This window comes from Odoribacter sp. AF15-53 (assembly GCF_003479425.1).
GTDB lineage: Bacteria > Bacteroidota > Bacteroidia > Bacteroidales > Marinifilaceae > Butyricimonas.
Genome location: NZ_QUHC01000002.1, coordinates 628,048 through 650,511, shown reverse-complemented (window position 1 = coordinate 650,511; position 22,464 = coordinate 628,048). Strand labels below are relative to the sequence as shown.

The following is a 22,464-nucleotide window of genomic DNA, read 5'->3' as shown; positions in this document are numbered from 1 at the left end:
TTGTCAATATGAAAATAAAAAATGTAATATTACTCTCGTTCATTCTCTTTTTGATGTCGTGCTATGACGACAAGGGGAATTATGATTATAGCGAGATGGCAGAAATTAAAATAGAGAACTTGCCCGAAACGCTTGAAATTCTTGGAGGTATAGAGCATATTGTTGCCCAACCGAAGGTGATTTCTTCATTGGAAGGAGAGATTAAGGATGGAAATCCTAATTTCGAGTTTTCTTATAAGCTGGAGTTAAAGGGAGGAAGCCAATTATATAATGAAGCATGGGTAGATTTGAATCCGTCTAAATCGTTAAATTTGGATACGTTAATTTCAATCCCATCGGGGAATTATGTCGTGTGGTTTGCGGTAAAAGATAAACGTTCCTCTATCGAGTATTCTACGACTTTTGACGTGAAAGTGACTTCTTCCACGTACGAAGGTTGGTTGGTATTGTGTAACGAGGGTGAAGAAGAACGTGTGAGGATGGATATGATTTCCGTTATTTCAGCAGATCGGATTGAACCCGCTTATGATTTGTTGTCTTTGTTAGGACTTCCCGATCTGAAAAAAGCAACGAAGATCGGATTCTATCCGGCACCTGTTGCCACGGGGGATGTTATTTATCTCATGTCGGAAGAAGGTGCTTACAAACTTAACCAGAATACCTTCGAGACGAGTGATATGTATAACATTTACACGACAGACTTTATTGTAGCACCAAGCGATCCGGATGAAAGCATCGTTGAATATATGCCCTTGGCAAACATGGGCCCTCCTACTGCACGTGCTATTTTTGCCGTTTCAAATAAAGGGAATGTTTATGCATTAGTAACGGCTGCGGGAGCGGCTTTTGAAATGCCAATCAATACTTCTGTTCGCGGGAAGTCCCCCGAATACCGTGTCGCCCCGTATGTTGGTATAAGTATGGTTCGTTACCCGGGAAACAGTACGGCCGCCTTGTTCTATGATATAGATAATAAACGTTTTGTGGGTTGGAGCTTCAAGAGCCCGACAAGTAATGACGTTAACCAGATATTGACACCTGTTCCTAATCCGGAAGTCGGAGGATTGTTTGACTTTAAAACCGGAATGGATTTGGTTTACATGGAAGGAACTCGTTATTCGAATGGCTTGGTGTACGCCATATTGCAAAACGCTTCCGGGAAACGAGTTATATATGGAATTAATATGAGCGGAACGGGATTCGTGCAAGAGAGTAAATACGAAAATTTGAACGCTCCAGATTTCGATAAAGCCACAGTCTTTGCTTTCCATTCTCAGTTCCCTTATATGTTCTACGGTGTGGGAAACAAAGTGTATTTGCATAATTTGGGAACCAATATGACTTATGAAATGAAAAATATCAATTTGGGAGCCAACGAAGAAGTGACTATGTTGAAATTTAATTTGTATCATAATAATTATTGGTGGCCGGAACCCTCGGAAGAATTTATGGCCCGTCAATTCGAATTGATGGTGGGTACTTATGATAATAGTGTTAGTGGTGTGAACGGAGGAAAGTTGGGATTCTATAAAGTGGATGGCGTGAATAATTCTATAACAAAACGAGTGGAATATTCCGGCTTCGCCCGGATAAAAGATGTCCGGTACAGGGAAAGACGTTAAGTGATAAATTTAATTGTACTTTGGAAAGGTACAATTTAGGATGTATTAAAATGTTTTGAAGATCGTGGCGATTTTGGGAGCGGAAGGATCATGGGTCTTCCGCTCCTTTCTTGTCATAATTTTTTTATAGCCTTGATTGTTAGTTGATTTATAAAATTGATTAGCAAGAGAGGGGGGAGTTGATAATAATGAAGTGTGTTCAGGTAAGATACATTAATTAATCTTTAATCCATGAACTAGATTTTATCTTGTAAGCAATTCATGAGTAAATCAGAGGTAATCCTAGGGTAATCCTACCCTTCCTTTGAATCTTCTTCGAAGCTTCGCCGTAGCTCGAATAACGGAAAACGCTGAAGCTCTGGTGAAGCTTCGAGGCATCTACGAGAGAGGGGTAGGATTACTTTATGATTACGATAGAATTATGGTTCTATTACCTTGTTTATGACGTGGCAAATTTAATAATTGCTCTCGGAAATAGCAGATTGAATCAAAATTGTTTATCATGCATTGTGGTGTATTACCCTGAAAAAAGTTTACTCGTACTTGTGGTTTTAGGTTATGTATCGAAAACTTAAAATATCGAGGAGGAAAAATAGGGACCTCCTCGATTTTTGTTTTGTTAGGTTTGATGAACATTATGAACTTATTTTTGTAAAATATTTATCAAGCACAAAAACCTATACGAGGGCGGGTGGCACGTACTGGGCTTACCGGCTGTGGAATATCGCAGGACTGAATCTCGTGTAATGCTTGAGCCTCACCAGAACCCGCAGAAACGACGCGGACAGCCATAGCTGGAAGAATCTCAGTCTGTATCATGTTCACGACATAACGGGCATTGCCGAACCCCTTATCCCGTTGAGAATAGTCAAAACCGAGTCTTTGAGTCAAAGCTACACGGGCGTCAGGCGAGAGCGAGTATTGATGGCGTTCGAAATAACATTCTGCGATTTCCATAAGTTCCGATTCCGAGAAATCGTCAAAAACATAAATATTGGAATCCGGGATTCGGGATTTAAGCCCCGGATTCATGTCAAACATCCGTTTCATCTCGTCAGGATAACCGGCAAGAATCAACATCCAATCTCGCTGCGATTCATCTGCAAGCGCTGTCATCAATGTCTCGATGACAAATTTTCCCGGATCGCGCGGGTCGCTTGGTTGAAATAATTGATACGCCTCATCGATCAGTAGGACTCCTCCTTGGGCTTCTTCAATGGCTTTCAGAGTATTGGTTTCCTCCGTGCTATAGTTGGGTCCCAGGAGTGTTGCCCGCTCCCTCGTGATAACATGGCCACGGGAAAGTATCCCCGCCTTCGCGAGCATGGCTCCCATCATCTTCGCGACGGTAGTTTTTCCCGTTCCCGGGGAACCAAGAAACATAGCGTGAAGCGATGTTGATATTACAGGTAAACCGCACTCTTCGCGCATTTTATTGAAACGCACCACTTTTTCGTAAACTAACAATTTTTCTTTTACAGTCTTAAGACCGATCAGATATTCTAGGGAAGTCAACAATGAGTCGTCTGCATCCGGTTGTGCCGGATCGGGGAGAGAATCGTTCCCGTTTTCTTCATTATCGTCCTCCATACTATCCTTGTCCTCAGGTTCTAGAGAGATAAAGTTCTGGAGAGCCCGTTCAAAGTCATCATCGCCAGAATCAACAGCTTTGTCCTGGAGACATAACCGGAAACGATTTACACATTCCTCGAGCGAATACTCGCCAAGACAAGTAAGTTCCTTACCCTCCCATGCACCGGACTCGGTGGGGCCATTCGTGCTGAACACGAATCCGGCAATAGCGTAATCCATACACAAAAGTTCCGCATAGCAAACACCTCGATTATCGTGGTTCACGTGGACAGGCATTGTGACATGATACTCGCGCATATCATAGTCGTCACATTCCGGACGAAAAAATCTGGATTCAACTTTTCCATTCGGCAGGTAAACCCTGACCTCCACCTCGGGGACAAGGTAAGGCTCGTTCTTGAAATGGGATTCAAGGTTGAACCTTACCGAAACAACTCCCAGTTTCTCACTATCGACAGATTTATACATGCCATATTCGAACTGTGGAAGAACCCAGCCTTTGCTTGCCGAGTACCAAAGGTGTGGCTCCTTGCCCAAGATAAGAGGATCATACATGTGAAAAAAGGATTCTCCTAGCATCTGTCCGCTCGAGACGTCACGCACCATCACCTTGTAGGTGTGGTCGGTTTTGATATTAGGATAAGCAAAAGGAAGATCGGCTCGAAATACACCCGCAAGCCTGTTTCGCGGAATATTAACGCGAATTTGGGTTGCGCTCACCACGCATTCTTCGGTAACATCGACAATAACAATCGTAACCGAACGCCTAATGCCGACAAAAGTATCTAATGAGTGATTACGCCCGTTTAAGAATGTAAGCAACACGGCCATTCCCGATTGAGTTAGGGCCATAGGGAAGTCGTGGCGCTCATCAAATAACCCGATTGCCGGGTATTCGTTCGCAACTTCACTATCAGGATCATAAGCCCATAACTGGAGTGCGGATAATATTAATGGGTTTGTTCTATTCATATTTTTACAGTTTAAGTTTACAATTCATTTTATAATTAAAAAAATCTATCCCTGAAATCACGACCAACATGTCAAAGAACTCTCCGCCGGCAACCCTATCGGACACGTGAAAACGCACCTGTGGCTGCCATTTTCTAGCTGCGGTTGAAAATCGTCAGTGGGAAACTATGCGCACCACATCTTCATGCTGCCCGGGGGGAGCCGCACCGCCGAAAGATTTTCCAGTTGGATGTAGGCGCTTCATAATTAAAAAATGAAATAATTGAACTGTAAAATACAAATCACGGCACAAAAAGCCGTCATCCATTATTGTGCAAAATTACAAAATAATTTTTGATTATGACAAGAAAAACGATTTCCTGTTTCGTATTTTTTTGTAGTGTGATTTGGCTAATTTTCTTTGGGTTTACCGTGGAGTACCGGAATTTACACACTTTTGGGGACACTATCTAAAATCTGGTTTAAACATGGTTTAAACATCCTACCCGAAACACCCTCATTTCACACTAAAAATAAAAAAGCAGTTACATTTTTGATTTTGTAACTGCTTCATTTTTAAGTGGTCCCACTTGGGCTTGAACCAAGGACCCCCTGATTATGAGTCAGGTGCTCTAACCAGCTGAGCTATAGGACCTACACTTGCGTGTGTCAAAGAGGTTAGCCTTTAACGGGTGCAAATATAGTGTTTTCTTGAAATTTGGGCAAATATTAGTGTGCTTTTTTTTAGGGAGGGGTGGGAGATACCGTAAATTTATCTACATTTGTGTGTAGATGAAGTTATTAGTATAATTGATAAAATTGGTGTCGTGAAAGTTTGTTTGCTAGTGATAGGAAAGACAGATGCGGAGTTTGTCCGGGCGGGAATTGCCGAGTACGAGAAACGGTTGAAATATTACATTCCTTACGAGATGAAGGTGATACCGGATGTGCGGAACACGAAGAACATGAGCGAGGTGCAACAGAAGGAACGGGAGGGGGAGTTGTTGTTGGGACAACTGGAAGCGGCTGATTACGTGGTTTTGCTGGACGAGCGGGGGAATGAATATACTTCGAAGGCTTTCGCGGATTTTTTGGCACAGAAGATGCTGACAAGTATCAAGCGACTTGTGTTCATTATCGGGGGGCCTTACGGGTTTTCGGAAGAGATGTACAAGCGTGCGAACATGAAAATATCATTATCCAAGATGACTTTTTCTCACCAGATGGTGAGGATGATCTTCACGGAGCAATTATACAGGGCAATGACTATACTGAAAGGAGAACCTTATCATCATGAATAAATCTAGAGTAAAGAGTATGAAAAAATTCTGGCTGGTGCTGGCACTTGCCATGTTTTGCCTTGGAGTGGCTTCCTTGTGGGAATATTCATTGAATGATTGGTCGATAGATAAGAAGTTGTTTCTTTTTCAAGAGCGGTTGAAGTTCGAGGAGAAACGGATAGATGACCAGTTGCGGAAACTGGATGAATACCGGGGAAAACAGAAGATCGAGTGGAAAAGCAGTCAGACGGTTCTGGTGGGGTTTCACGGGGATCAACTGGTATATTGGAGTAATGAAAGGATAGGGAACCCTCATTTGTATGAAATATTGTCGAACGGGGGCGATTTGGTGAAGATTAATAATCTTTATTTTGATGTCCGCAAGCATGTCGTGGGGGACACGAGTTATTACGCGCTCTTGTTTATAAAAGAGGATTACCCGTATTCGAGTAATTACGTGAAGAGTCATTTTAATCCGTCGCTGGGGGAGAATCTGGATGATGCCAGCAAGGTGATTATCCGGGACGTGTGGGAGAATAGCGGGGAACTTGTGTATAATCGTGACGGGAGGGCTTTATTCCGGATAGAAAGCAAGGTGGAACAGGGGGATACTATGCCTAATTATTTCTTGCTGGTGCTTTATTTTTTATTTCTCTACCTGCTGTTTTATGCCTACGAGATATCCCTTGATCGTTCCAAGTCGTTCCGGGAGCAATTGTTTCATGTTGTCGGGTTCTTGATTTGTTTGTGGGTATTGCGTGTCGTGATGGTGCATTGTAAGATCCCGCCTACTCTTTATGGTCTTTCGATATTTACGACTAGCCAGATCGGGGGAAAGTTTATCGTGTCGGTCGGGGATTTGTTCGTGACGATGTTCTGTCTGGCACACTATTTCTTTATCACGTTCAATAAATTGCGGATCAAGTATAACGAACCTCGGTTGATTCGGTACAAGTATATTTTTCTTGTCGGTTTCGTGATGGGAGTGTTTTTTTACACGAACTTGTTACATTTTTCGATTAATGCGCTGATCGAAAGTACACAGGTCAGTTTGAATATAGCCCGTTTGATCAATGTTGATTTTTCTTCTATCGTGGCGTTTATCACGTTGATTATCGCGGGAATGGGATTTATCGTGCTGATTAATAGTTCTGTGCGTTATTTCCAGAATCTGTTCACTGTGGGACAGGCTTTCGTGGGAGTTACGGTGGTCATCCTTTTTTGTGCGGCGCTTTGTTATTTTTTCGATTTTTCCCTGTCGCCACTGGAGTGTCTTTTCCCCTTGTCGCTTTACCTGTTGTTTATCTTGGGGGTTTACCTGATGAAGCTGGACACGCAGAAAAGTATCTTTATGATCGCGTTGGTGGTGGTCTGTGTGTATATTATTTTTCTGGCAAAAAGTAATGAAATTCACCGGGAACAGGAGGTTCGTGCTCGTTTTGCAACCGAGCTTATTCGGGAAGTCGATCCTATTTTCGAGCGTAAGCTTGTCGAGATAAATACGGAAATCAAGCAAAGCCCGAAGTTGGATTCGTTGGTGAAAGTGGGTGATTCCGATATTTTGTCAGAGTATATTTCAAACGAACTTCTGGATATGACCGGGTTCTATTATGCTTGCGAGGCGATGATCTGTGATCCAAGGGATACTATATTATTAACTCCCGGACACGTGAAGTTTGGCTGTAACGAGTATTATGATCGGATTATCGACAGTATCGGGGTACGGGTGGAAAATACGTCGTTTTTTAATATAGATAATTTTGACGGAATCGTGTCGTATATCGGTCGGTTCTCGTTTCCGACTTCTCGGGGAAGTACTTGCGTGTATATCCGTTTTAACTCCAAGAACAGACATGAGGGGATCGGGTATGCTCAGATTTTGTCGAGGGAGATTGGTGTGGAGCAAGAGGTCCCGTATCCTTATTCTTATGCCAAGTACAAGAATGGGGTATTGATTGATTCCAAGGGAGATTACATGTATCCCCGTAGCGTGGAGCGTTTCGGGCAGATCGAGCATGCGAGACTTCGGAATTTGGATGAGCATTCTCATTTGGTGATACCCGTGGAGGGTGATGGGGTGTGTATCGTGAGTTTGGCGAATGATGTTTTTGCCTTGTATTACCTGAATTTGTTGTACGCTATTTTTGTCAGTGCGATACTTACTTCTTACGGGATGTTTTTCCGGTTTGATGGAGGTTGGGGGAATTTCCGGCAGACGAGTCTGAAAATGCGGATCAAGCGGAATATTATTTCTTTGATGGGTATATTGTTCCTGATCATGACGATCATGAGTATTTTCGTGAATGCCGAGAGTTTCGGGCGGCGACATAGTTTGAAGGTGATCGAGTTGTCCCGGTATATAACGGACGAGTTGGTACATAATGAGTGCGTGGATGCGGAAAGATGCCCGGAGATTTTGGGTAAGTTGAAGAAATTGTCAGAAATGCTTTGGGTAGATATAAATATCTATAACTGGGAAGGAAAGCTGGTATCGACTTCCCGCCCCATGATTTTCGAGAAAGGATTTGACGGGACGTTGTTGAACCCGAAAGCTTACGACCAGATTATCAGGAAGGGGCAGATGAATTTCGTGCAGGACGAGGATATCATGGAGTTGACTTACATGGCGGTATACATGCCGTTGGTGTTGGAGGGCGGGGAGAAGTACGTGTTGAGTATTCCGTATTTCACCCGCGGGGAGGATTTGAATAAGGAGATTCTGTTGATCGTGATTATCGCGGTGAATATTGCCATGATCGTGATGGTGTTAGCGTTTATCTTGTCGAGTGTTGTTGCCGAGCGGATCACGAAGCCTTTGCAGGTGGTCAACGAGAAGCTGCGCCAGATGCGTGTCGGGGGGAAGAACGAGAAGATCGTGTATCACCAACGGGATGAAATCGGGATGTTGGTAAAAGAGTATAACGAGATGGTGGATCAGTTGGAAGCGAACGTGAAGAAGCTGGCGAAGTCCGAACGGGAGAGTGCTTGGCGGGAAATGGCTCGCCAGATTGCGCACGAGATCAAGAACCCGTTGACCCCGATGAAATTGAATCTTCAATTTATGCAGCGTACGCTCCAAAATGGAGATATCGAGGAGGTGCGATCACGCTTTAAGGATATATCTGCCGTGTTGATCGAGCAGATTGATCACATGGCTTCTATCGCTTCGGCTTTTTCTGATTTTGCCAAGTTGCAGGTGGCTAATAACGAGTGGTTCGATTTGAGCGAGTTGGTGAACGGATGCGTGAAGTTGTTTCATGAGAATGTGGCGGTAATGGAGAGTGATATCGATCCGGATGTTTTCGTGTATGGAGACCGGGAACAGGTGAACCGGGTGGTCGTGAATTTGCTTAAGAATGCTGAACAGAGTATTCCCGAAGGCCGGGAAGGGCACGTGTTGGTAAGGTTGAAGACCGTACTGGGAAAGATTATATTGTTGGTTAAGGATAACGGCTGCGGGATTCCGGAGAGTATTAAAGACCGGATATCCGAGCCGAATTTCACGACTAAATCCGGTGGTACGGGGTTGGGATTGGCGATGTCTTACAAGATTATCGAATCAATGGGCGGGTCTATTACTTTCGAAAGTGTAGAGAATGAGGGAACGACGTTTTACGTGGTGTTGAAGCATACGGAAAACTAAAAATGAGTTTATAAAGTCCGAAAGTTCATAAGGTCCATAAAGTCAGAGGACCTTTGCCGAACAAGAAAGATAAAAGTTAAAGCTAAAAACTAAAAGATGAGAAGATTCCGTGATTGCTAATTGAATAATTCCGTGATTATGAAAAAAGTGTGTAGGAATTGCGTGGTTGGAATCATCTAATCTAAAATCATTAAATCACAGAATTAATAGGATTTAAAATTACTTTGACTTTTTCGACAACCCGTTGCGGGAGGATGTCGACCATACATTTTTGCCACGTGGATTGCTTGCATTTGCCTCGGCCGTCTTTCGTGCAGGGGCGACAGGGAAGGTCTACCTCGATTACTTTGACTTGTTTGCCGGTAGGGAAACCGAAGGCGGTCGGGCCGATAAGGGCGATGGCTTTCGTGTTGAACAGGTCGGCGGCGTGAAGGAATCCCGTGTCCCCGCTGATTACTAGGTTGGATTGTTTTACCAGGTAGCAGGATTCGAGTAAGGTCGTTTTGCCTGCCAGGTTGTTGACCCGTTCGGGAGCGATGGCTTTGATCGTCTCACAAAACGTGTCGGTCGGGCCTGCCAGTATGATGAAGCGATGATCCGGCATAAGTTGGATCACTTGTTGCCAGTTACTTACCGGCCATCGTTTCATTTCCCAGTTGGCGGAAGGTACAAGTGTGATGGTTTTCGGGGTGATGGTGTGTTGGAAACGTTCCTCGAATTCTGCGGGGAAGTTCCAATCGTTGTAATGAGATTCGAAGTTGGTAATACCCCAGGTAGCCAACGGTTTCCGGTAGGATATGATTCCTCGGAACGGTTTGTCGAATTTGTTAATCCCCAATTTGAACAGCAAGAAACGTTTCCAACGATCCTTGCGTCTCAGCGTGTAGTGGGGCCCTCTCGGGAAAAGGTGATAGAACGGTGGGAGCAACACGGCTTTTAATATGTTGGAACGAATATTACTGTGAGCGTCGTAGATATAGTCGAATTTCTCGGCTTTCAGTTGTCGGGCCATTTGTAATAACCCTTTGAATCCTGTTTTTTTATCAAATCCCCAGACCCGATCAATACGTTTGTCCATGTTAAGAAAGGAACCCATGTCTTTGCGGGCTATCCAGTGAATTTCAGCATCGGGGAAGTGGTTTTTGATACCATTTATAACGTTCATACATTGAATGATATCTCCGATAGAGCTGAATCTGATAATGAGAAATTTAGCCATGTCTCTAACTATTTTGCAACAAAAGTAATAAAAATGTAGTTTATCTATCGTAAAAAGAAGTATTTTCGTGTTCGGATCATAAAAAGTATAATACGATGAAGAAACATATACCCAATCTGATTACTTGTATGAATGTTACGTCCGGAACGGTGGCCCTTTATGCCGCGTTTAACGGGCAGTTGTATATTGCCGCGTGGTTGGTGATCTTGGCTATGGTATTTGATTTTTTTGATGGTTTCGCGGCCCGTTTGTTACACGTGAAGTCGGAAATGGGAAAAGAACTTGACTCGTTGGCTGACGTGGTTAGCTTCGGGGTGGTTCCTTCTGTGTTGGCTTTTTTCTTGATTCACGATTTAGTTCACGGGGAAGGAGGAATAGCTACTATTCAGCTTTGGGAACGGGTGTTCATGTGCGTTCCATTGGTGATTCCAGCTTTTTCGGCTTACCGTTTGGCTAAATTTAACTTGGACGTGCGTCAGACTCAATCTTTTATCGGTTTGCCGACGCCTTCAAACGCCTTGTTTTGGGTGATGCTCGTGTTTACTCGCTATCATGAGGAGGCATTCTTCTTGGGAATGTGGGGAAAACCGTGGTTGTTGGCGCTTTTAGCGTTGGTGTTGGCCGTGTTGTTAATCAGTGAAATCCCGATGTTTTCGTTGAAGTTGACCAGCTTCTCCTGGAAGGGGAATAGTCTTTTGTACTGCTTTTTGGGAGCCGTGCTTGTTGGTTTCGCGGTTTGGGGTGTGAAAGCGTTATCTTGTATGATTCCTGTTTATATTCTGATATCTTGTTATGATTTCAAGAAAAAATTGAATTGGATGTTCTGGGGGATACTTGTCTTGCTATTTGTTTTGTTGAAATGGCAGGCGTTGTTTATCGTTTTCCCTGCCTATCTGATTGTCGTTATCGTGAGATTGACTTCCCGGACAAATCAATAACCGGATCGAAATCCACGAAATCACAAGCGGGAGAGATCACGGCGGGTTCTTCCACTTGAACGGTACGATTCTTAACCGGGGTCGGTTGCATGTTGGTCATGTTCTGAGTGCCGTCTCCCTGGAATATATCTTGTTGAGAGATCACCACAATGCCGGCGATCACGGCTGCCGAAAGTCCGAATTTGAACAAACGGGTGACGATGTTGCCGGATTCGGTGTTAATGTATTCTTCGCTTACTTTGCGTGCTTTTTTACCCTTAGCGGTAATAACGGGCAGGGACTCCATTCCGATAACATCCGGCAGGAAGTTGTAATTCCCGGATTCAAAAATAATGTTGAAGCGACGATCTACCGAGAAGGTGCCGATCTTTCCGAAATCGACTTTTTGTTTTTGATTTAACCGGACTTTGATCTCCTCGCAAAACAGAGCCAGACGTCGTTGTGCTTTCTCGTAATTGATCTGTTCCTTACGTGCAACCCAGTCGATCAGAAGCCCGTCATTTTGTTTCAGATGTTTGTTGAACACGACCCGTTTTGCCGGGGGAACGATCATCCCCGTTTTCTCGTTAATGGTTGCGGATGTGTAGTCACAAATGAACCCTCCGAATCCCGGAACGATCACGCAATCATGTAGATAGAGCAATTCTTCGATATGTTCAACGTATTTATTCATGCGGCAAAGGTAAGAAAAAACGGAAGGTTCTCAAACTCATTTTAGGCAATTTGAATTATTATTATTTACTTTGTTGTGTCTATGACAGACACTCAGAATGTTATAAATTCAGATAAAATTATTGGTGTATGAAAATTTTTGTGACAGGAGGTACCGGGTATATAGGTTCCCACACGGTGGTCGAACTTCAGAAGAATGGGTATGATGTAATTATTGCCGACAACCTCGTTAATTCGAGTTTGGACGTGTTGGACGGCATAGAAAAGATCACGGGAATCCGTCCCGAATTTGAGGAAATTGATCTTACGGATCGGGAAGTCACGAGGGACTTTTTCGCCCGTCACGTGGATATCAAGGCCGTGATCCATTTCGCTGCTTTGAAAGCGGTGGGAGAGTCCGTTAGCAAACCATTGGAATACTATTATAATAATTTGAATTCGCTGATGAACGTGTTGTCTGCCATGCGGGAGTTTAACGTGCCGAATCTGGTGTTCTCTTCTTCCTGTACGGTGTACGGTCAGGCAGACGTACTTCCGGTAACTGAAAAGACTCCCCGTCACGAGGCTGAATCCCCTTACGGGAACACGAAGGTGATGAGCGAAGATATTATCCGGGATTTGATGCGGGTGGAACCGGGGATGAGGGCGTTGGCATTGCGTTATTTCAACCCGATCGGGGCTCATCCGACGGCGTTTATCGGTGAATTGCCCAACGGGGTTCCCAATAACCTGATACCTTACCTGACACAGACGGCAATTGGAATCCGTGAACAGTTAAGCGTGTTCGGTGATGATTATGACACGCCCGACGGTTCCCCATTACGCGATTATATTGATGTGGTTGATTTGGCTCAAGCTCATGTGGTGGCTATCCGGCGTTTGCTGGAAGGGAAAAACAAGAAGAATTACGAGTTTTTCAATATCGGAACTGGAAAGGCTCTTTCCGTGCTGGAAATTATTCATGCTTTCGAGCACGCAACCGGGGTAAAGGTGAATTACAAGATTGTAGGCCGTCGTCCGGGGGATATCGAGAAGGTATGGGCTGATACCACGCTGGCGAATGAAGAACTGGGTTGGAAGGCAACCACGCCAATTGAGGAGACGATGAAGAATGCGTGGAAGTGGCAGAAGACGCTGGAAGCATAGAGGATGAAAGGTCTATAAAGTCCATAAAGTCCATAAAGTTTATAAAGTCATTGACCCTGCGGGCGCTTTTCTTAAGGCAGCGATGCTGCCGATAAAAAAATCCGGAAACATGACCAGTTTCCGGATTTTTTAGTATCGCTTGTCGTTAAGGTCCGGTAGCTTCTGCTACCGTTAAAAAAGCGCCCGCAGGGTCAATGACTTTATGGACCTTATGGACTTTATAAACTTTTGACCTTTTTCCTATTCCACGGTAACCGATTTTGCCAAGTTCCGCGGCATATCCACGTTACAGCCTCTCATCACGGCAATGTGATAGGAGATAAGTTGTAATGGAATCACGTTCAGAAGCGGTGAAAGGAATTCCAACGTCTCGGGAATTTCTACCACATGTTCTGCCAGTTTTTTCACTTGCGTGTCATTGTCATTCACCAGAGCAATCACGTGTCCTTTACGAGATTGAATCTCTTTGATGTTGGAAACAATCTTGTCGTAGTAGTTATCGTTCGTGGCGATGGCGAATACCGGCATGTTTTCGTCAATCAACGCGATCGGGCCGTGCTTCATTTCGGCGGCCGGGTATCCTTCCGCGTGAATGTAAGAAATCTCTTTCAATTTTAACGCGCCTTCCAGGGCTACCGGGAACTGACACCCTCTACCGAGATAGATGGCGTTCGTGGAATCCTTGTAGGTGGCTGAAATTTCTTTGATCTTATCGTTTTTATCCAGAATGGCTTTTACCTTATCCGGTAAGTTGTATAATTCGTGGATGTATTTTTTGTAGACGCTATCGGATAAAGTGCCTTTGCGGTGTCCGATTTGTAAGGCCATCATGGCCAGAACGGATATCTGGGCCGTGAATGCTTTCGTGGAGGCAACCCCGATCTCCGGGCCGGCATGCGTGTATACCCCGGCATCCGTTTCGCGGGCGATGCTTGAACCGACCACGTTACATATTCCGATAACCGTGGCTCCGTGAGCCTTGGCGTATTTGATGGCGGCTAGCGTATCGGCTGTTTCTCCACTTTGGGAAATGGCGATAACGATGTCATTGGCATCAATAATCGGGTTCCGGTATCTGAATTCGGAAGCGTATTCCACTTCAACCGGGATACGGGTAAATTCTTCCAGCATGTATTCCCCGACAATTCCGGCATGCCATGAGGTTCCGCAACCGATGATGATGATACGGTGGGCGTTGACCATCTTGGGGATGATTTCGGAAATACCACCGAGGTAGATTTCCGAAGCGTCGATATTTACGCGTCCCCGGATCGTGTCGTATATAGAATTTACTTGTTCGAAAATTTCTTTCAGCATGAAGTGCGGGAAACCGCCTTTCTCGATCTTGTCGATATCGATATCCACGTGTTGAATACTTAAAGAAACAGGGGTATTTTTGATGGTCTTCAGGATCATCTCGTCTCTTTTCAGTATGGCAACATCGTCGTCATTGAGGTAGATCACGTTTTTCGTGTACTCCACGATAGGCGTCGCGTCGGAAGCCACGAAATACTCGCCTTGTCCCACGCCGATCACGAGGGGACTGCCTTTTCGGGCAACCACGAGTTGATCCGGTTCGTTTTTGCATAATACCACCAGACCGTATGCCCCGATTACTTTAGTTAAGGCGAGACGTACCGCATTTTCCGCGTTGATTTGCCCTTTTAAATAGATGTATTCGATCAAGTTGGCCAATACTTCCGTGTCGGTTTCACTTTTGAATACATAACCGCGAGCTTGTAGTTTCTCTTTTAATAAAGCATGATTTTCGATAATCCCGTTGTGAACGATTGAGAATAAACCGTTCATGGAAGTATGAGGATGGGCGTTCTCGTCATTCGGTTCCCCGTGAGTGGCCCAACGTGTATGCCCCATGCCGATCGTGGCGCTGGTGTCTTCAAGTTCCATGTGACGTTCGAGGTCTTGCACTCGTCCCTTGCATTTGTATACTTGAATGTCATTGTTGTGAATCAACGCGATTCCGGCAGAATCATATCCCCGGTATTCCAGGCGTTTCAGACCATTAATTAAGATCGGACAGGCTTCTTTAGGCCCAATGTATCCCACAATACCACACATAAATTTCTAAGTTTAAATGATTTATATTAATGAAAACAAGCAGCATAACAACCATTGCTGCTTGTCTGTACTGTTATCCTATTATTTTGTCGAAAAAATCGGAATAAGCCTCGACGTAACTTTGTTCGCCCGGGTATTCCAAGGTCGGTTTCTTTAAATCTGCGGCAAAACTGCGAAGTTCATCATCCACGTCCTTGTGATTGAAAATGATCCCGTCCGCGTACTGGAAAGCCAATTTATTAATATTGGTATAGGTCGGGTCTTTCAATAAGGCCACGTCTTTACGGGCTACTCCTTCCGTGATTGCTTTTTCTTCGAATTTGTCGTCCAGTTTCCCTTCAAAATGGTCGTTGTAGGTAGAGAAAACTACCTTCGTTTTAGAGAATACAGGGTCATCATGATACTCTTTCTTCAAGTAAAGAGGAACTAATGCGGTGAACCATCCCTGACAATAAATCAAATCGGGAGCCCATCTTAACTTTCGTACCGTTTCGAAAACACCTCTCGCGAAGAAAATTGATCTCTCGTCGTTATCTGGGAAGAATGCTCCCTTTTCATCGGCGATCGTGTGTTTGCGTTGAAAATAATCATCGTTGTCAATAAAATAAACCTGCATTCGGGCAGATTGAATCGAAGCCACCTTAATAATAAGAGGGTGGTCCGTGTCGTTGATGATCAAGTTCATCCCGGAAAGGCGAATAACCTCGTGAAGTTGGTTGCGTCTTTCGTTTATGCAGCCGTAACGGGGCATGAACGTTCTAATTTCTTTACCTTTTTCTTGTATCCCTTGAGGTAGGAATCTTCCGATGTTTGCCATTTCGGATTCCGGAAGATAAGGTACAATCTCTTGAGATATAAATAAAACTCTTTTTTTAGCCATAACTACTACTTTTCCCAAAAACCTTACAAAGATAGGCATTTTGGTTCAGAATTCAAAACTACTTTTGAATAAACCTCTCTCGAAATAAACTACTTGAAATCCAAAAACGATACGGGGTATAGGATTTGTGGCTAAAAAATTTTGCTTTTATGCTAGATTTATATAACATTGCGGAACTCTTTTTAGGCTGTAAATTGGGGGAAGACTGTACTATGGCATGGCATAACGAATTGGGTAAATACGGGGAAGAGAAGGTGAACCGGTATCTTTTGGATATGGGGTACACGGTTTTAGAGCGTAATTGGAAGATCGGACACAAAGAATTGGATTTCGTGTGTCTGGACGGGGAGATGCTTGTCGTGGTGGAGGTGAAGACCCGTGAGAATGACAAGGTGTCGCTTTTCGAGCTTTTGGATTTTAAGAAGAAAAGAAATTTGCAGCTGGCGGGAGCTGCTTACCTGACCCAAAAAAATATCCATCGGGAAATACGATTTGATTTGGTGCTTGTCTCTGGGGCGGAGATGCGTATCGAATATATAAAGGAAGTCATTGATTTGTTTTGAAAGAACCGGGTGGCTTCCGTCGTGTGTGTGGTGTGGTAGGAATATGAAAAGCCACCCGGCATAAGAAAAGTGTCAATAGGGATACTTGGATAATATCAAAAATTGTGCTAGAATTCGCGATTTGCCGAAAAAATATCAAATTTTGTCGAGTATGGGTGTTTTTATTTGAAATTTATTATCTTTGAAGAATTAAACATAAAAGGAAATAGGATATGGCAACAGTAAAAGCAAAATATTTAGGAGATTTGCGTTTGGAATGCACGCATTTACAGAGCGGTACTAAAATTATCACGGATGCACCGACAGATAATAACGGGAAAGGCGAGGCCTTTTCACCGACTGATTTGTGTTCCACCTCGTTGGCCGCTTGTGCCATGACAATCATGGGTATTTATGCCAAGAATAACGGGATTGACTTGGCTGGTGCCGAGATCGAGATCACGAAGAAAATGGCAGCAGAACCTCGTCGTATCGCGGAGATCGACGTGATCTTTAACATGCCGGCCAAAGGATATTCCGAGAAAGAGAAGAAAATTCTGGAGCGCGTGGCTCACACTTGCCCCGTGCATTTGAGCTTGCACCCGGATGTGAAACAAAATTTCGTGTTTAATTGGCAGTAATGGTAACCGGGGCTACCGGGTTACTGGGTAGCCATTTGTTGTGTCATTTGGCACGACGCGGTGAAACGATCATCGCGCTAAGAAGAGAAAAGAGCCACGCCGAGGAGACGATGGCTCTCTTTTCGTGTTATTTTGATTCACCGGAAGAGGTAATGTCCCGGGTGAGATGGGTTGTTGGGGATGTCCTTGATGGGGAATCTGTGGATCCTTTTGTGGAAAAAGTGGACACCGTTTACCATTGTGCGGCAATGGTCTCTTTTAACGGGAGTGATCGGGATACACTTCTGACAACCAATATCAGGGGAACCGAAAATATATGTCGGCTTTGTCTGGAACGAGGAGTGCGTTTGTGTTTCGTGAGTTCGATTGCCGCTTTGGGCGATGCTCCTGATGAGCAAGTTGTGATTGATGAAACGACGCCGGAAGTACCGGGTTCCGTTCATTCGCTATATTCGGGAAGCAAGGGAGAATCCGAGAAAATAGTTTGGGAATACATCCGTAAGGGCTTGGATGCGGTGATCGTGAACCCGGCGATTATACTAGGAGCGGGTTTACGGGGACGCAGTAGTGCCAAGCTGTTCGAGCAAGCCCGGAAAGGGATGCCTTTTTACACGGAAGGTGTGAACGGGTACGTGGATGTCCGGGATGTTTGCGAATTGATGATTCGTTTGGCGGGTGATCGGGCTATTCGGGGGGAACGTTTTGTGCTTTGCGGGGGAAATTATTCTTATAAAGAGTTGTTTACCGTGATTGCCCGAATTGCGGGGAAGCACCCGCCTTATTTGCGAATGAGTCCGTGGATGACCGGGGTGGCTTGGCGGTTGTTGGCGTTTGTCGCCTTGTTCACGGGAAAGAAACCGGCTTTTACAAAAGAAACTGCTCGTTCGTCCCAGCATAAATCCCGTTATTCCAGTGCTAAGGTTTTGTCGCTTTTTCCTGATTTTCAATTTTACACGTTGGAGGAGACCGCCTTATTTTTTAGGAACTTGTAGCGTTGGGATGATGTGTTCGGGAGGTTTATTCTCGTGATGATGTGAGTAAGGGGTACATTATTTGGGGGGCGGGTTATTTCGTGAAGATAACATGTGTTGTGTGTGTTATATCCTTGTTTTGGCCGGGGAATGTCCGGGATTGGGCTATATTTGCTTGTTATCCCGTTTGTATGTCATGGGTAGTTCATTATCACCATGAAGCATTTATCTTGTATTCATCTTGCATTCATCTTCGATAAAATGGAAGATTTTATCCTTTTTATTTGGATTCCGGTGGGTTCGTGTTGTATATTCGTGGTACGGGGGAGAATTGTTGAAATACAAGCGATGCAGGGGTAATTCTGGAGATGTACGAGACAAGGTTCGGGGAAATGTATAACTTAAAAAATTCATGTTATGGAACTGCAGGAGGATTCGTTGTTAAAAAATTGTTCAGGGGAGATTGACGGCTTGATTGTTTACACGGTCGGGAAAAAGACTTACGCCCGGAAGAAGCCGGAAAAGGTAGTTGATCCGCGAACTGCGAGTCAATTACGGCAACGGGCGAGGTTTCCGGCCATACAGGCTTTTTATCAATCGGTTAAAGTCGGGGTGTTAAAGGAGGTGTATGATTTAGCGGCTAAAGAGGAGGAAAGCCGATCCGGTTATCACTTGTTCATGCACTTTAATATCATGGCTTTTGGTAAGGAGAATTTTATTGATTATTCCTTGTTGCGTTTGTCGCATGGTTGCCAGCAATTGCCCTATTGCTTGGAAATGAAGGGGTACGACGGGAGACGGGTAGAGTTTTCGTGGATGGATAATTCGGTTTCGATGGCGGCTCAATCGTCCGATCGTCTGCTGGTTGCCGCTGTTTTTGATCCGGACCCGTTCCGGGTGGTTATGCTGACGGGGGTTGAGGCTTGCCGGAAAGATTGTTGGGCATCGGTCGAGTTACTCGGGGAAACGTGGAAGGAGGCTCACTTGTATTGCTTTTTCGGGACGGGAGATCGGTTGCGGTTTTCTCCAAGTAAATATTTTAAGGTAACCAGAGAATAAAACGATTATGGCTATTTTTGATTCTGTTTTGTTCCGACGGGTGAAGAATTCCGTCGGGAACGTGACAACTTACGTTTTGAATAATCAAAACGTGGTACGTGCTAAATGTGGGCATCACCGGGACAGGAAGTCTTTGTTGCAGTTGAAACAGAGGGTTCGGATGAAAGCGATACAGGAGGTTTGTTATTTCTTTTATCCCGCTTTGCAGGTTGGGTTTTGTTGTTCCTCGTTAAAAGAGGGTGTTAATCGTTTCGTGAAGGCTAACGTGATGAAGATTGGAGTGGATGACGAGTTGAAGGTGACATTTGATTGGTTGGATATGGCGGTTTCGGAAGGGCCGTTGGGACAGCCGGCTTTGTCGGCAGAGCTGGATGCGGAGGCGAATAGCGTGTTGTTTTGTTGGGAACGGCAAGCGTTGATGCCTTATGCTTTTGATAGCGATCTTTTGTATGGGGTGGTTTCGGAAGTGGGAGAAATGCTGGGGATTGTGATCCCGTTAGGAACCCGGGGTGTTGCGGGGAGATTGACCTGGGGCTTGCCTGATGGATGGGATATCCGGCAGGTTGTCGTGCATGGATTTGCACGGAATGTGGCAGGTTCACGAACCTCTGGTTCACTGGGATTGGTTGCGGGAAAGGGGGTGTAGAATAGATGGTGTTTTATTATTCATTCATCATGCTTAAATAATTTTTTCGTTTATTATGTTGGTTCTCGTTATAAAAATGTATTTTTGATGCGGAGAGGCGTGGTGTGGTAGTAAAAGTTTAACGTTTAAAATGAATATTTGTGGATTTGCTGAACGTGAAACAACCGGAAATATTTGAAAGTGTATTTCATCAGTATTACGCTTCCCTTTGTTTTTTTGCCAATAAATTCGTGCGGGATGAGGAAGCAGCCAGGGATATCGTGCAGGAGGTGTTTCTGCGTTTTTGGGAATCTAAAAGTAAGTTCGAGAATCATTACGCGCTAAAGTCATTTTTATATCATTGCGTTCAGCATGCGGCGTTGAATTATCTGGAAAAGTTGCATGTCCGGGAAAAGGCGAATCGTCGTTTAGGGGCGAAACTCCCGGAAGAGGAAGATGTTTTTTGTTTTCAGGTGGAGACGGATGTCTTCGAGGAGATTTTTGCCGCTGTCGAGGAGTTACCGGGAGAATGCAAGCGGATTTTTAAGATGAGTTATATCGAGATGTTGGATATCAAAACGATCTGCGAACAACTGGACGTGGCCGAGTCAACCGTGAAAACACAGCGTCAACGTGCCAAGAAGTACCTGCGTGACCGGTTGCAGCATCTCTACCCGGTGGTGATGTTGATGTTTTTTTGAGGGGATGTTTGTTCAAGTTGTTTCTTCCTTTGCCGGGGCTATATCTATGCTTATTTGTGGTACTCCTGTTAATTCATCGAACGTGAAAGTGGGATGACAACTTTTTATATATTTACCGATTCGATTTATCGCTTTTTGCGGGATTGAGTCTAAACTTCCCAGTACAGTACTTGCGAGTGCTTGAACGAATTCATTCAGGTTCTGTGTCGAGTATATGTCAAGATAAAGTGTGATAATTTCGGGGTGTTGCTCCCGCAGTTTATAAAATGCGTGTTTGATTAATCCTGTTTTCCCATGCGTCGTGGTGCTACGAGGGTTAAGTTACGTTCGTTGTGCAAAGCGTTGAGGATACATTCTGTTTCCCGGTCACAAAAATATTCCGGGCTATGATAGCCGGCTATCAAAAAAGGATTATTAGGTTTGATTATGGTCGTAATTCTAATTGCGTAAATTGCGTTGCGTAAATTACGCAATAAAAAACGAGAAGAACAGGTTTAGAGAAATAATTCACTTTTTTTGTCATCCTTTTTCGACTTAACCTGTTTTAATAGTAAATTGAAAAAAACGATCAATTAATGATACAAATAATTAGATAGTAGAATTTTAGAACCGATATTACATTAAGTTGCTATAGACAAATAAATTAAATAGAAGGTTGATTGATTACAAAAGAAAAAAACAGACCGAAATGAAGGCAAAAAAGGAATATAAAAAAAGGATCGTTAAAAAATATAGAAGGAAGGAGATATTTCGTTTCATTTTAGCCTATTTTGAGGGAAATATGACGGATGATCAGAGGAGGGAGTTGGGGGATTGGCTTAGCTTGGATGAGAGAAATCAGAGATTGTTTGAGCGATTACAAGATGATGATTACGTGGGAGAAAGATTGCGGGAATATCAAAGATATGACTCCGTGGAAGATTGGAAGAAACTTCAGGCTAAGTTGCAGGCTCCTCGCCGGAAAGTGGGTCGTTGGATACAGGTGTGTGCGGCTTCTGTGACAATACTGTTTTGCGTGGGAATGGCGTGGTATTTTATAGGAAATGATATTCATAACGAGAATGCTAGTTCTTCTGTTGTCGAATACGGGCGTTCGAAAGCGATGTTATTTTTGGCCACGGGAGAGGTGATTGAGTTAGAATCAATTCGGGATACAATACATGCTAGGGTTGAAGGGGAGAGTTTTGTTAATGATGGAAAAAAATTGGTGTATTCGGATACAACCCGGGTAAAGGAAGTGGAGTGGCATACTTTACAAGTACCGCGTGGAGGCGAGTTTGTATTGTGTTTAGCGGATGGAACCGTGGTAACCTTGAATGCCGATTCAAAAATACATTATCCAGATCATTTTACTGGAAAGGAACGTCAAGTATCTTTGGAAGGAGAAGCTTTTTTCGAGGTGGCAAAGGATAGTTTGAAACCGTTTATCGTGAAGACGAAGGGAGTCGATGTGCGGGTATTGGGGACAACTTTTAATTTAAAAGCGTACCCGGATGAAAATCAGCAAACCACCTTGGTTCAAGGTTCCGTGGAAGTTTTGTTTGATAAACAGCAAGTTCTGTTGAGTCCGGGAGAACAAGTAACTCGTGTGGGGGAGGAATTGAAGGTCGAACAAGTAGATGTCAGACCTTATATCGCGTGGAAAGATGAGCGTTTCGTTTTTGAAAATGAGCCTTTGGAAGGAGTTTTAAAGAAATTAGAAAGGTGGTATAACATCACTGTTTTTGTTCAGAATTCATCTTTGCACGGAATGCGTTTCACGGGCAACTTGCCCAAGTACGAGAGTATAAACAAGGTTTTGAATGTGCTAGCGTTAACTACAAATATAAAGTTTGAACTAAAAGATCGAACTTTAATTGTTCAATTAGAGTGATAAAAAAACGGGAATTTGCTCTAACAAAC

At 44.0% G+C, this 22,464-nt stretch carries 17 protein-coding genes and 1 tRNA gene; 12 read left to right on the top strand and 6 right to left on the bottom strand.

Features of this window, described 5'->3' with window-relative positions; genetic code table 11:
* Positions 1–8: 8 nt before the first annotated feature.
* Positions 9–1,622 (top strand): PKD-like family lipoprotein, encoded by a 1,614-nt coding sequence (locus DWW52_RS07155; protein ID WP_118714771.1) that lies wholly within the window; start codon positions 9–11, stop codon positions 1,620–1,622.
* Between the two features lie 663 nt (positions 1,623–2,285).
* Here DWW52_RS07155 and DWW52_RS07150 read toward each other — a convergent pair.
* Together DWW52_RS07150 and DWW52_RS07145 are read right to left on the bottom strand one after the other, a co-directional pair.
* The gene (locus DWW52_RS07150; RefSeq protein WP_118714770.1) at positions 2,286–4,187 is read right to left on the bottom strand and encodes an AAA family ATPase; all 1,902 of its coding nucleotides are present in this window, start codon (positions 4,185–4,187) and stop codon (positions 2,286–2,288) included.
* A 560-nt stretch (positions 4,188–4,747) separates the two neighbouring features.
* Positions 4,748–4,821 (bottom strand) — tRNA-Ile (locus DWW52_RS07145).
* Positions 4,822–4,993: 172 nt separating this feature from the next.
* Here DWW52_RS07145 and rlmH point away from each other — a divergent pair.
* Entirely contained in the window at positions 4,994–5,467 is a 474-nt protein-coding gene (gene rlmH / locus DWW52_RS07140; RefSeq protein WP_118714989.1) for a 23S rRNA (pseudouridine(1915)-N(3))-methyltransferase RlmH, read from the top strand.
* A 16-nt stretch (positions 5,468–5,483) separates the two neighbouring features.
* Positions 5,484–9,089 (top strand): PAS domain-containing sensor histidine kinase, encoded by a 3,606-nt coding sequence (locus DWW52_RS07135; RefSeq protein WP_158582514.1) that lies wholly within the window; start codon positions 5,484–5,486, stop codon positions 9,087–9,089.
* A 190-nt stretch (positions 9,090–9,279) separates the two neighbouring features.
* On the opposite strand, the gene DWW52_RS07130 is transcribed toward DWW52_RS07135, so the two are convergent.
* On the bottom strand, positions 9,280–10,308 hold the full coding sequence (locus tag DWW52_RS07130; RefSeq protein ID WP_118714768.1) for a glycosyltransferase family 9 protein: 1,029 nt from the start codon (positions 10,306–10,308) through the stop codon (positions 9,280–9,282).
* Between the two features lie 95 nt (positions 10,309–10,403).
* Here DWW52_RS07130 and pssA point away from each other — a divergent pair, with 95 nt between their 5' ends.
* Positions 10,404–11,246 carry a CDP-diacylglycerol--serine O-phosphatidyltransferase gene (gene pssA, locus DWW52_RS07125; RefSeq protein WP_118714767.1) on the top strand — a complete coding sequence of 281 codons (843 nt, stop codon included), beginning with the start codon at positions 10,404–10,406 and terminating at the stop codon, positions 11,244–11,246.
* Here pssA and DWW52_RS07120 read toward each other — a convergent pair.
* A complete protein-coding gene (locus DWW52_RS07120) occupies positions 11,212–11,919 on the bottom strand; it encodes a hypothetical protein (RefSeq protein WP_118714766.1) in 708 nt (235 codons plus the stop codon). The two genes, pssA and DWW52_RS07120, sit on opposite strands and share 35 nt — an antisense overlap.
* 128 nt (positions 11,920–12,047) lie before the next feature.
* Here DWW52_RS07120 and galE point away from each other — a divergent pair, with 128 nt between their 5' ends.
* Positions 12,048–13,064 carry a UDP-glucose 4-epimerase GalE gene (gene galE, locus DWW52_RS07115; RefSeq protein ID WP_118714765.1) on the top strand — a complete coding sequence of 339 codons (1,017 nt, stop codon included), beginning with the start codon at positions 12,048–12,050 and terminating at the stop codon, positions 13,062–13,064.
* A gap of 240 nt (positions 13,065–13,304) precedes the next feature.
* Here galE and glmS read toward each other — a convergent pair whose 3' ends face one another.
* Positions 13,305–15,143 (bottom strand): glutamine--fructose-6-phosphate transaminase (isomerizing), encoded by a 1,839-nt coding sequence (gene glmS, locus DWW52_RS07110; protein ID WP_118714764.1) that lies wholly within the window; start codon positions 15,141–15,143, stop codon positions 13,305–13,307.
* Positions 15,144–15,216: 73 nt separating this feature from the next.
* Positions 15,217–16,023, bottom strand: a complete 807-nt coding sequence (locus DWW52_RS07105; RefSeq protein ID WP_118714763.1) for a glycogen/starch synthase — start codon at positions 16,021–16,023, stop codon at positions 15,217–15,219.
* 149 nt (positions 16,024–16,172) lie between these two features.
* Here DWW52_RS07105 and DWW52_RS07100 point away from each other — a divergent pair, with 149 nt between their 5' ends.
* From DWW52_RS07100 to DWW52_RS07065, 7 genes are all read left to right on the top strand, one after another.
* The gene (locus DWW52_RS07100; RefSeq protein ID WP_233556750.1) at positions 16,173–16,586 is read left to right on the top strand and encodes a YraN family protein; all 414 of its coding nucleotides are present in this window, start codon (positions 16,173–16,175) and stop codon (positions 16,584–16,586) included.
* A gap of 212 nt (positions 16,587–16,798) precedes the next feature.
* Entirely contained in the window at positions 16,799–17,206 is a 408-nt protein-coding gene (locus tag DWW52_RS07095; RefSeq protein ID WP_118714762.1) for an OsmC family protein, read from the top strand.
* The gene (locus DWW52_RS07090) at positions 17,206–18,198 is read left to right on the top strand and encodes an NAD-dependent epimerase/dehydratase family protein (RefSeq protein ID WP_118714761.1); all 993 of its coding nucleotides are present in this window, start codon (positions 17,206–17,208) and stop codon (positions 18,196–18,198) included. The genes DWW52_RS07095 and DWW52_RS07090 overlap by 1 nt, the downstream gene beginning before the upstream one ends.
* Positions 18,199–18,594: 396 nt before the next feature.
* The gene (locus tag DWW52_RS07085; protein ID WP_118714760.1) at positions 18,595–19,236 is read left to right on the top strand and encodes a DUF6266 family protein; all 642 of its coding nucleotides are present in this window, start codon (positions 18,595–18,597) and stop codon (positions 19,234–19,236) included.
* A 7-nt stretch (positions 19,237–19,243) separates the two neighbouring features.
* Positions 19,244–19,882 carry a hypothetical protein gene (locus tag DWW52_RS07080; protein ID WP_118714759.1) on the top strand — a complete coding sequence of 213 codons (639 nt, stop codon included), beginning with the start codon at positions 19,244–19,246 and terminating at the stop codon, positions 19,880–19,882.
* A gap of 140 nt (positions 19,883–20,022) precedes the next feature.
* On the top strand, positions 20,023–20,562 hold the full coding sequence (locus DWW52_RS07075) for an RNA polymerase sigma-70 factor (RefSeq protein WP_118714758.1): 540 nt from the start codon (positions 20,023–20,025) through the stop codon (positions 20,560–20,562).
* A gap of 688 nt (positions 20,563–21,250) precedes the next feature.
* Positions 21,251–22,435 (top strand): FecR domain-containing protein, encoded by a 1,185-nt coding sequence (locus tag DWW52_RS07065; protein ID WP_148315341.1) that lies wholly within the window; start codon positions 21,251–21,253, stop codon positions 22,433–22,435.
* Positions 22,436–22,464 lie beyond the last annotated feature (29 nt).

What these genes read in the sequence shown, in the direction of transcription:
- DWW52_RS07100 (WP_233556750.1), top strand. Translation starts at nt 16,173, where the DNA reads ATGCTAGATTTATATAACATTGCGGAACTCTTTTTAGGCTGTAAATTG.
- DWW52_RS07120 (WP_118714766.1), bottom strand. Translation starts at nt 11,919, where the DNA reads ATGAATAAATACGTTGAACATATCGAAGAATTGCTCTATCTACATGAT.
- DWW52_RS07090 (WP_118714761.1), top strand. Translation starts at nt 17,206, where the DNA reads ATGGTAACCGGGGCTACCGGGTTACTGGGTAGCCATTTGTTGTGTCAT.
- DWW52_RS07095 (WP_118714762.1), top strand. Translation starts at nt 16,799, where the DNA reads ATGGCAACAGTAAAAGCAAAATATTTAGGAGATTTGCGTTTGGAATGC.
- DWW52_RS07105 (WP_118714763.1), bottom strand. Translation starts at nt 16,023, where the DNA reads ATGGCTAAAAAAAGAGTTTTATTTATATCTCAAGAGATTGTACCTTAT.
- DWW52_RS07135 (WP_158582514.1), top strand. Translation starts at nt 5,484, where the DNA reads ATGAAAAAATTCTGGCTGGTGCTGGCACTTGCCATGTTTTGCCTTGGA.
- DWW52_RS07080 (WP_118714759.1), top strand. Translation starts at nt 19,244, where the DNA reads ATGGCTATTTTTGATTCTGTTTTGTTCCGACGGGTGAAGAATTCCGTC.
- pssA (WP_118714767.1), top strand. Translation starts at nt 10,404, where the DNA reads ATGAAGAAACATATACCCAATCTGATTACTTGTATGAATGTTACGTCC.
- DWW52_RS07150 (WP_118714770.1), bottom strand. Translation starts at nt 4,187, where the DNA reads ATGAATAGAACAAACCCATTAATATTATCCGCACTCCAGTTATGGGCT.
- DWW52_RS07065 (WP_148315341.1), top strand. Translation starts at nt 21,251, where the DNA reads ATGAAGGCAAAAAAGGAATATAAAAAAAGGATCGTTAAAAAATATAGA.
- DWW52_RS07130 (WP_118714768.1), bottom strand. Translation starts at nt 10,308, where the DNA reads ATGGCTAAATTTCTCATTATCAGATTCAGCTCTATCGGAGATATCATT.
- galE (WP_118714765.1), top strand. Translation starts at nt 12,048, where the DNA reads ATGAAAATTTTTGTGACAGGAGGTACCGGGTATATAGGTTCCCACACG.
- glmS (WP_118714764.1), bottom strand. Translation starts at nt 15,143, where the DNA reads ATGTGTGGTATTGTGGGATACATTGGGCCTAAAGAAGCCTGTCCGATC.
- DWW52_RS07085 (WP_118714760.1), top strand. Translation starts at nt 18,595, where the DNA reads ATGGAACTGCAGGAGGATTCGTTGTTAAAAAATTGTTCAGGGGAGATT.
- DWW52_RS07155 (WP_118714771.1), top strand. Translation starts at nt 9, where the DNA reads ATGAAAATAAAAAATGTAATATTACTCTCGTTCATTCTCTTTTTGATG.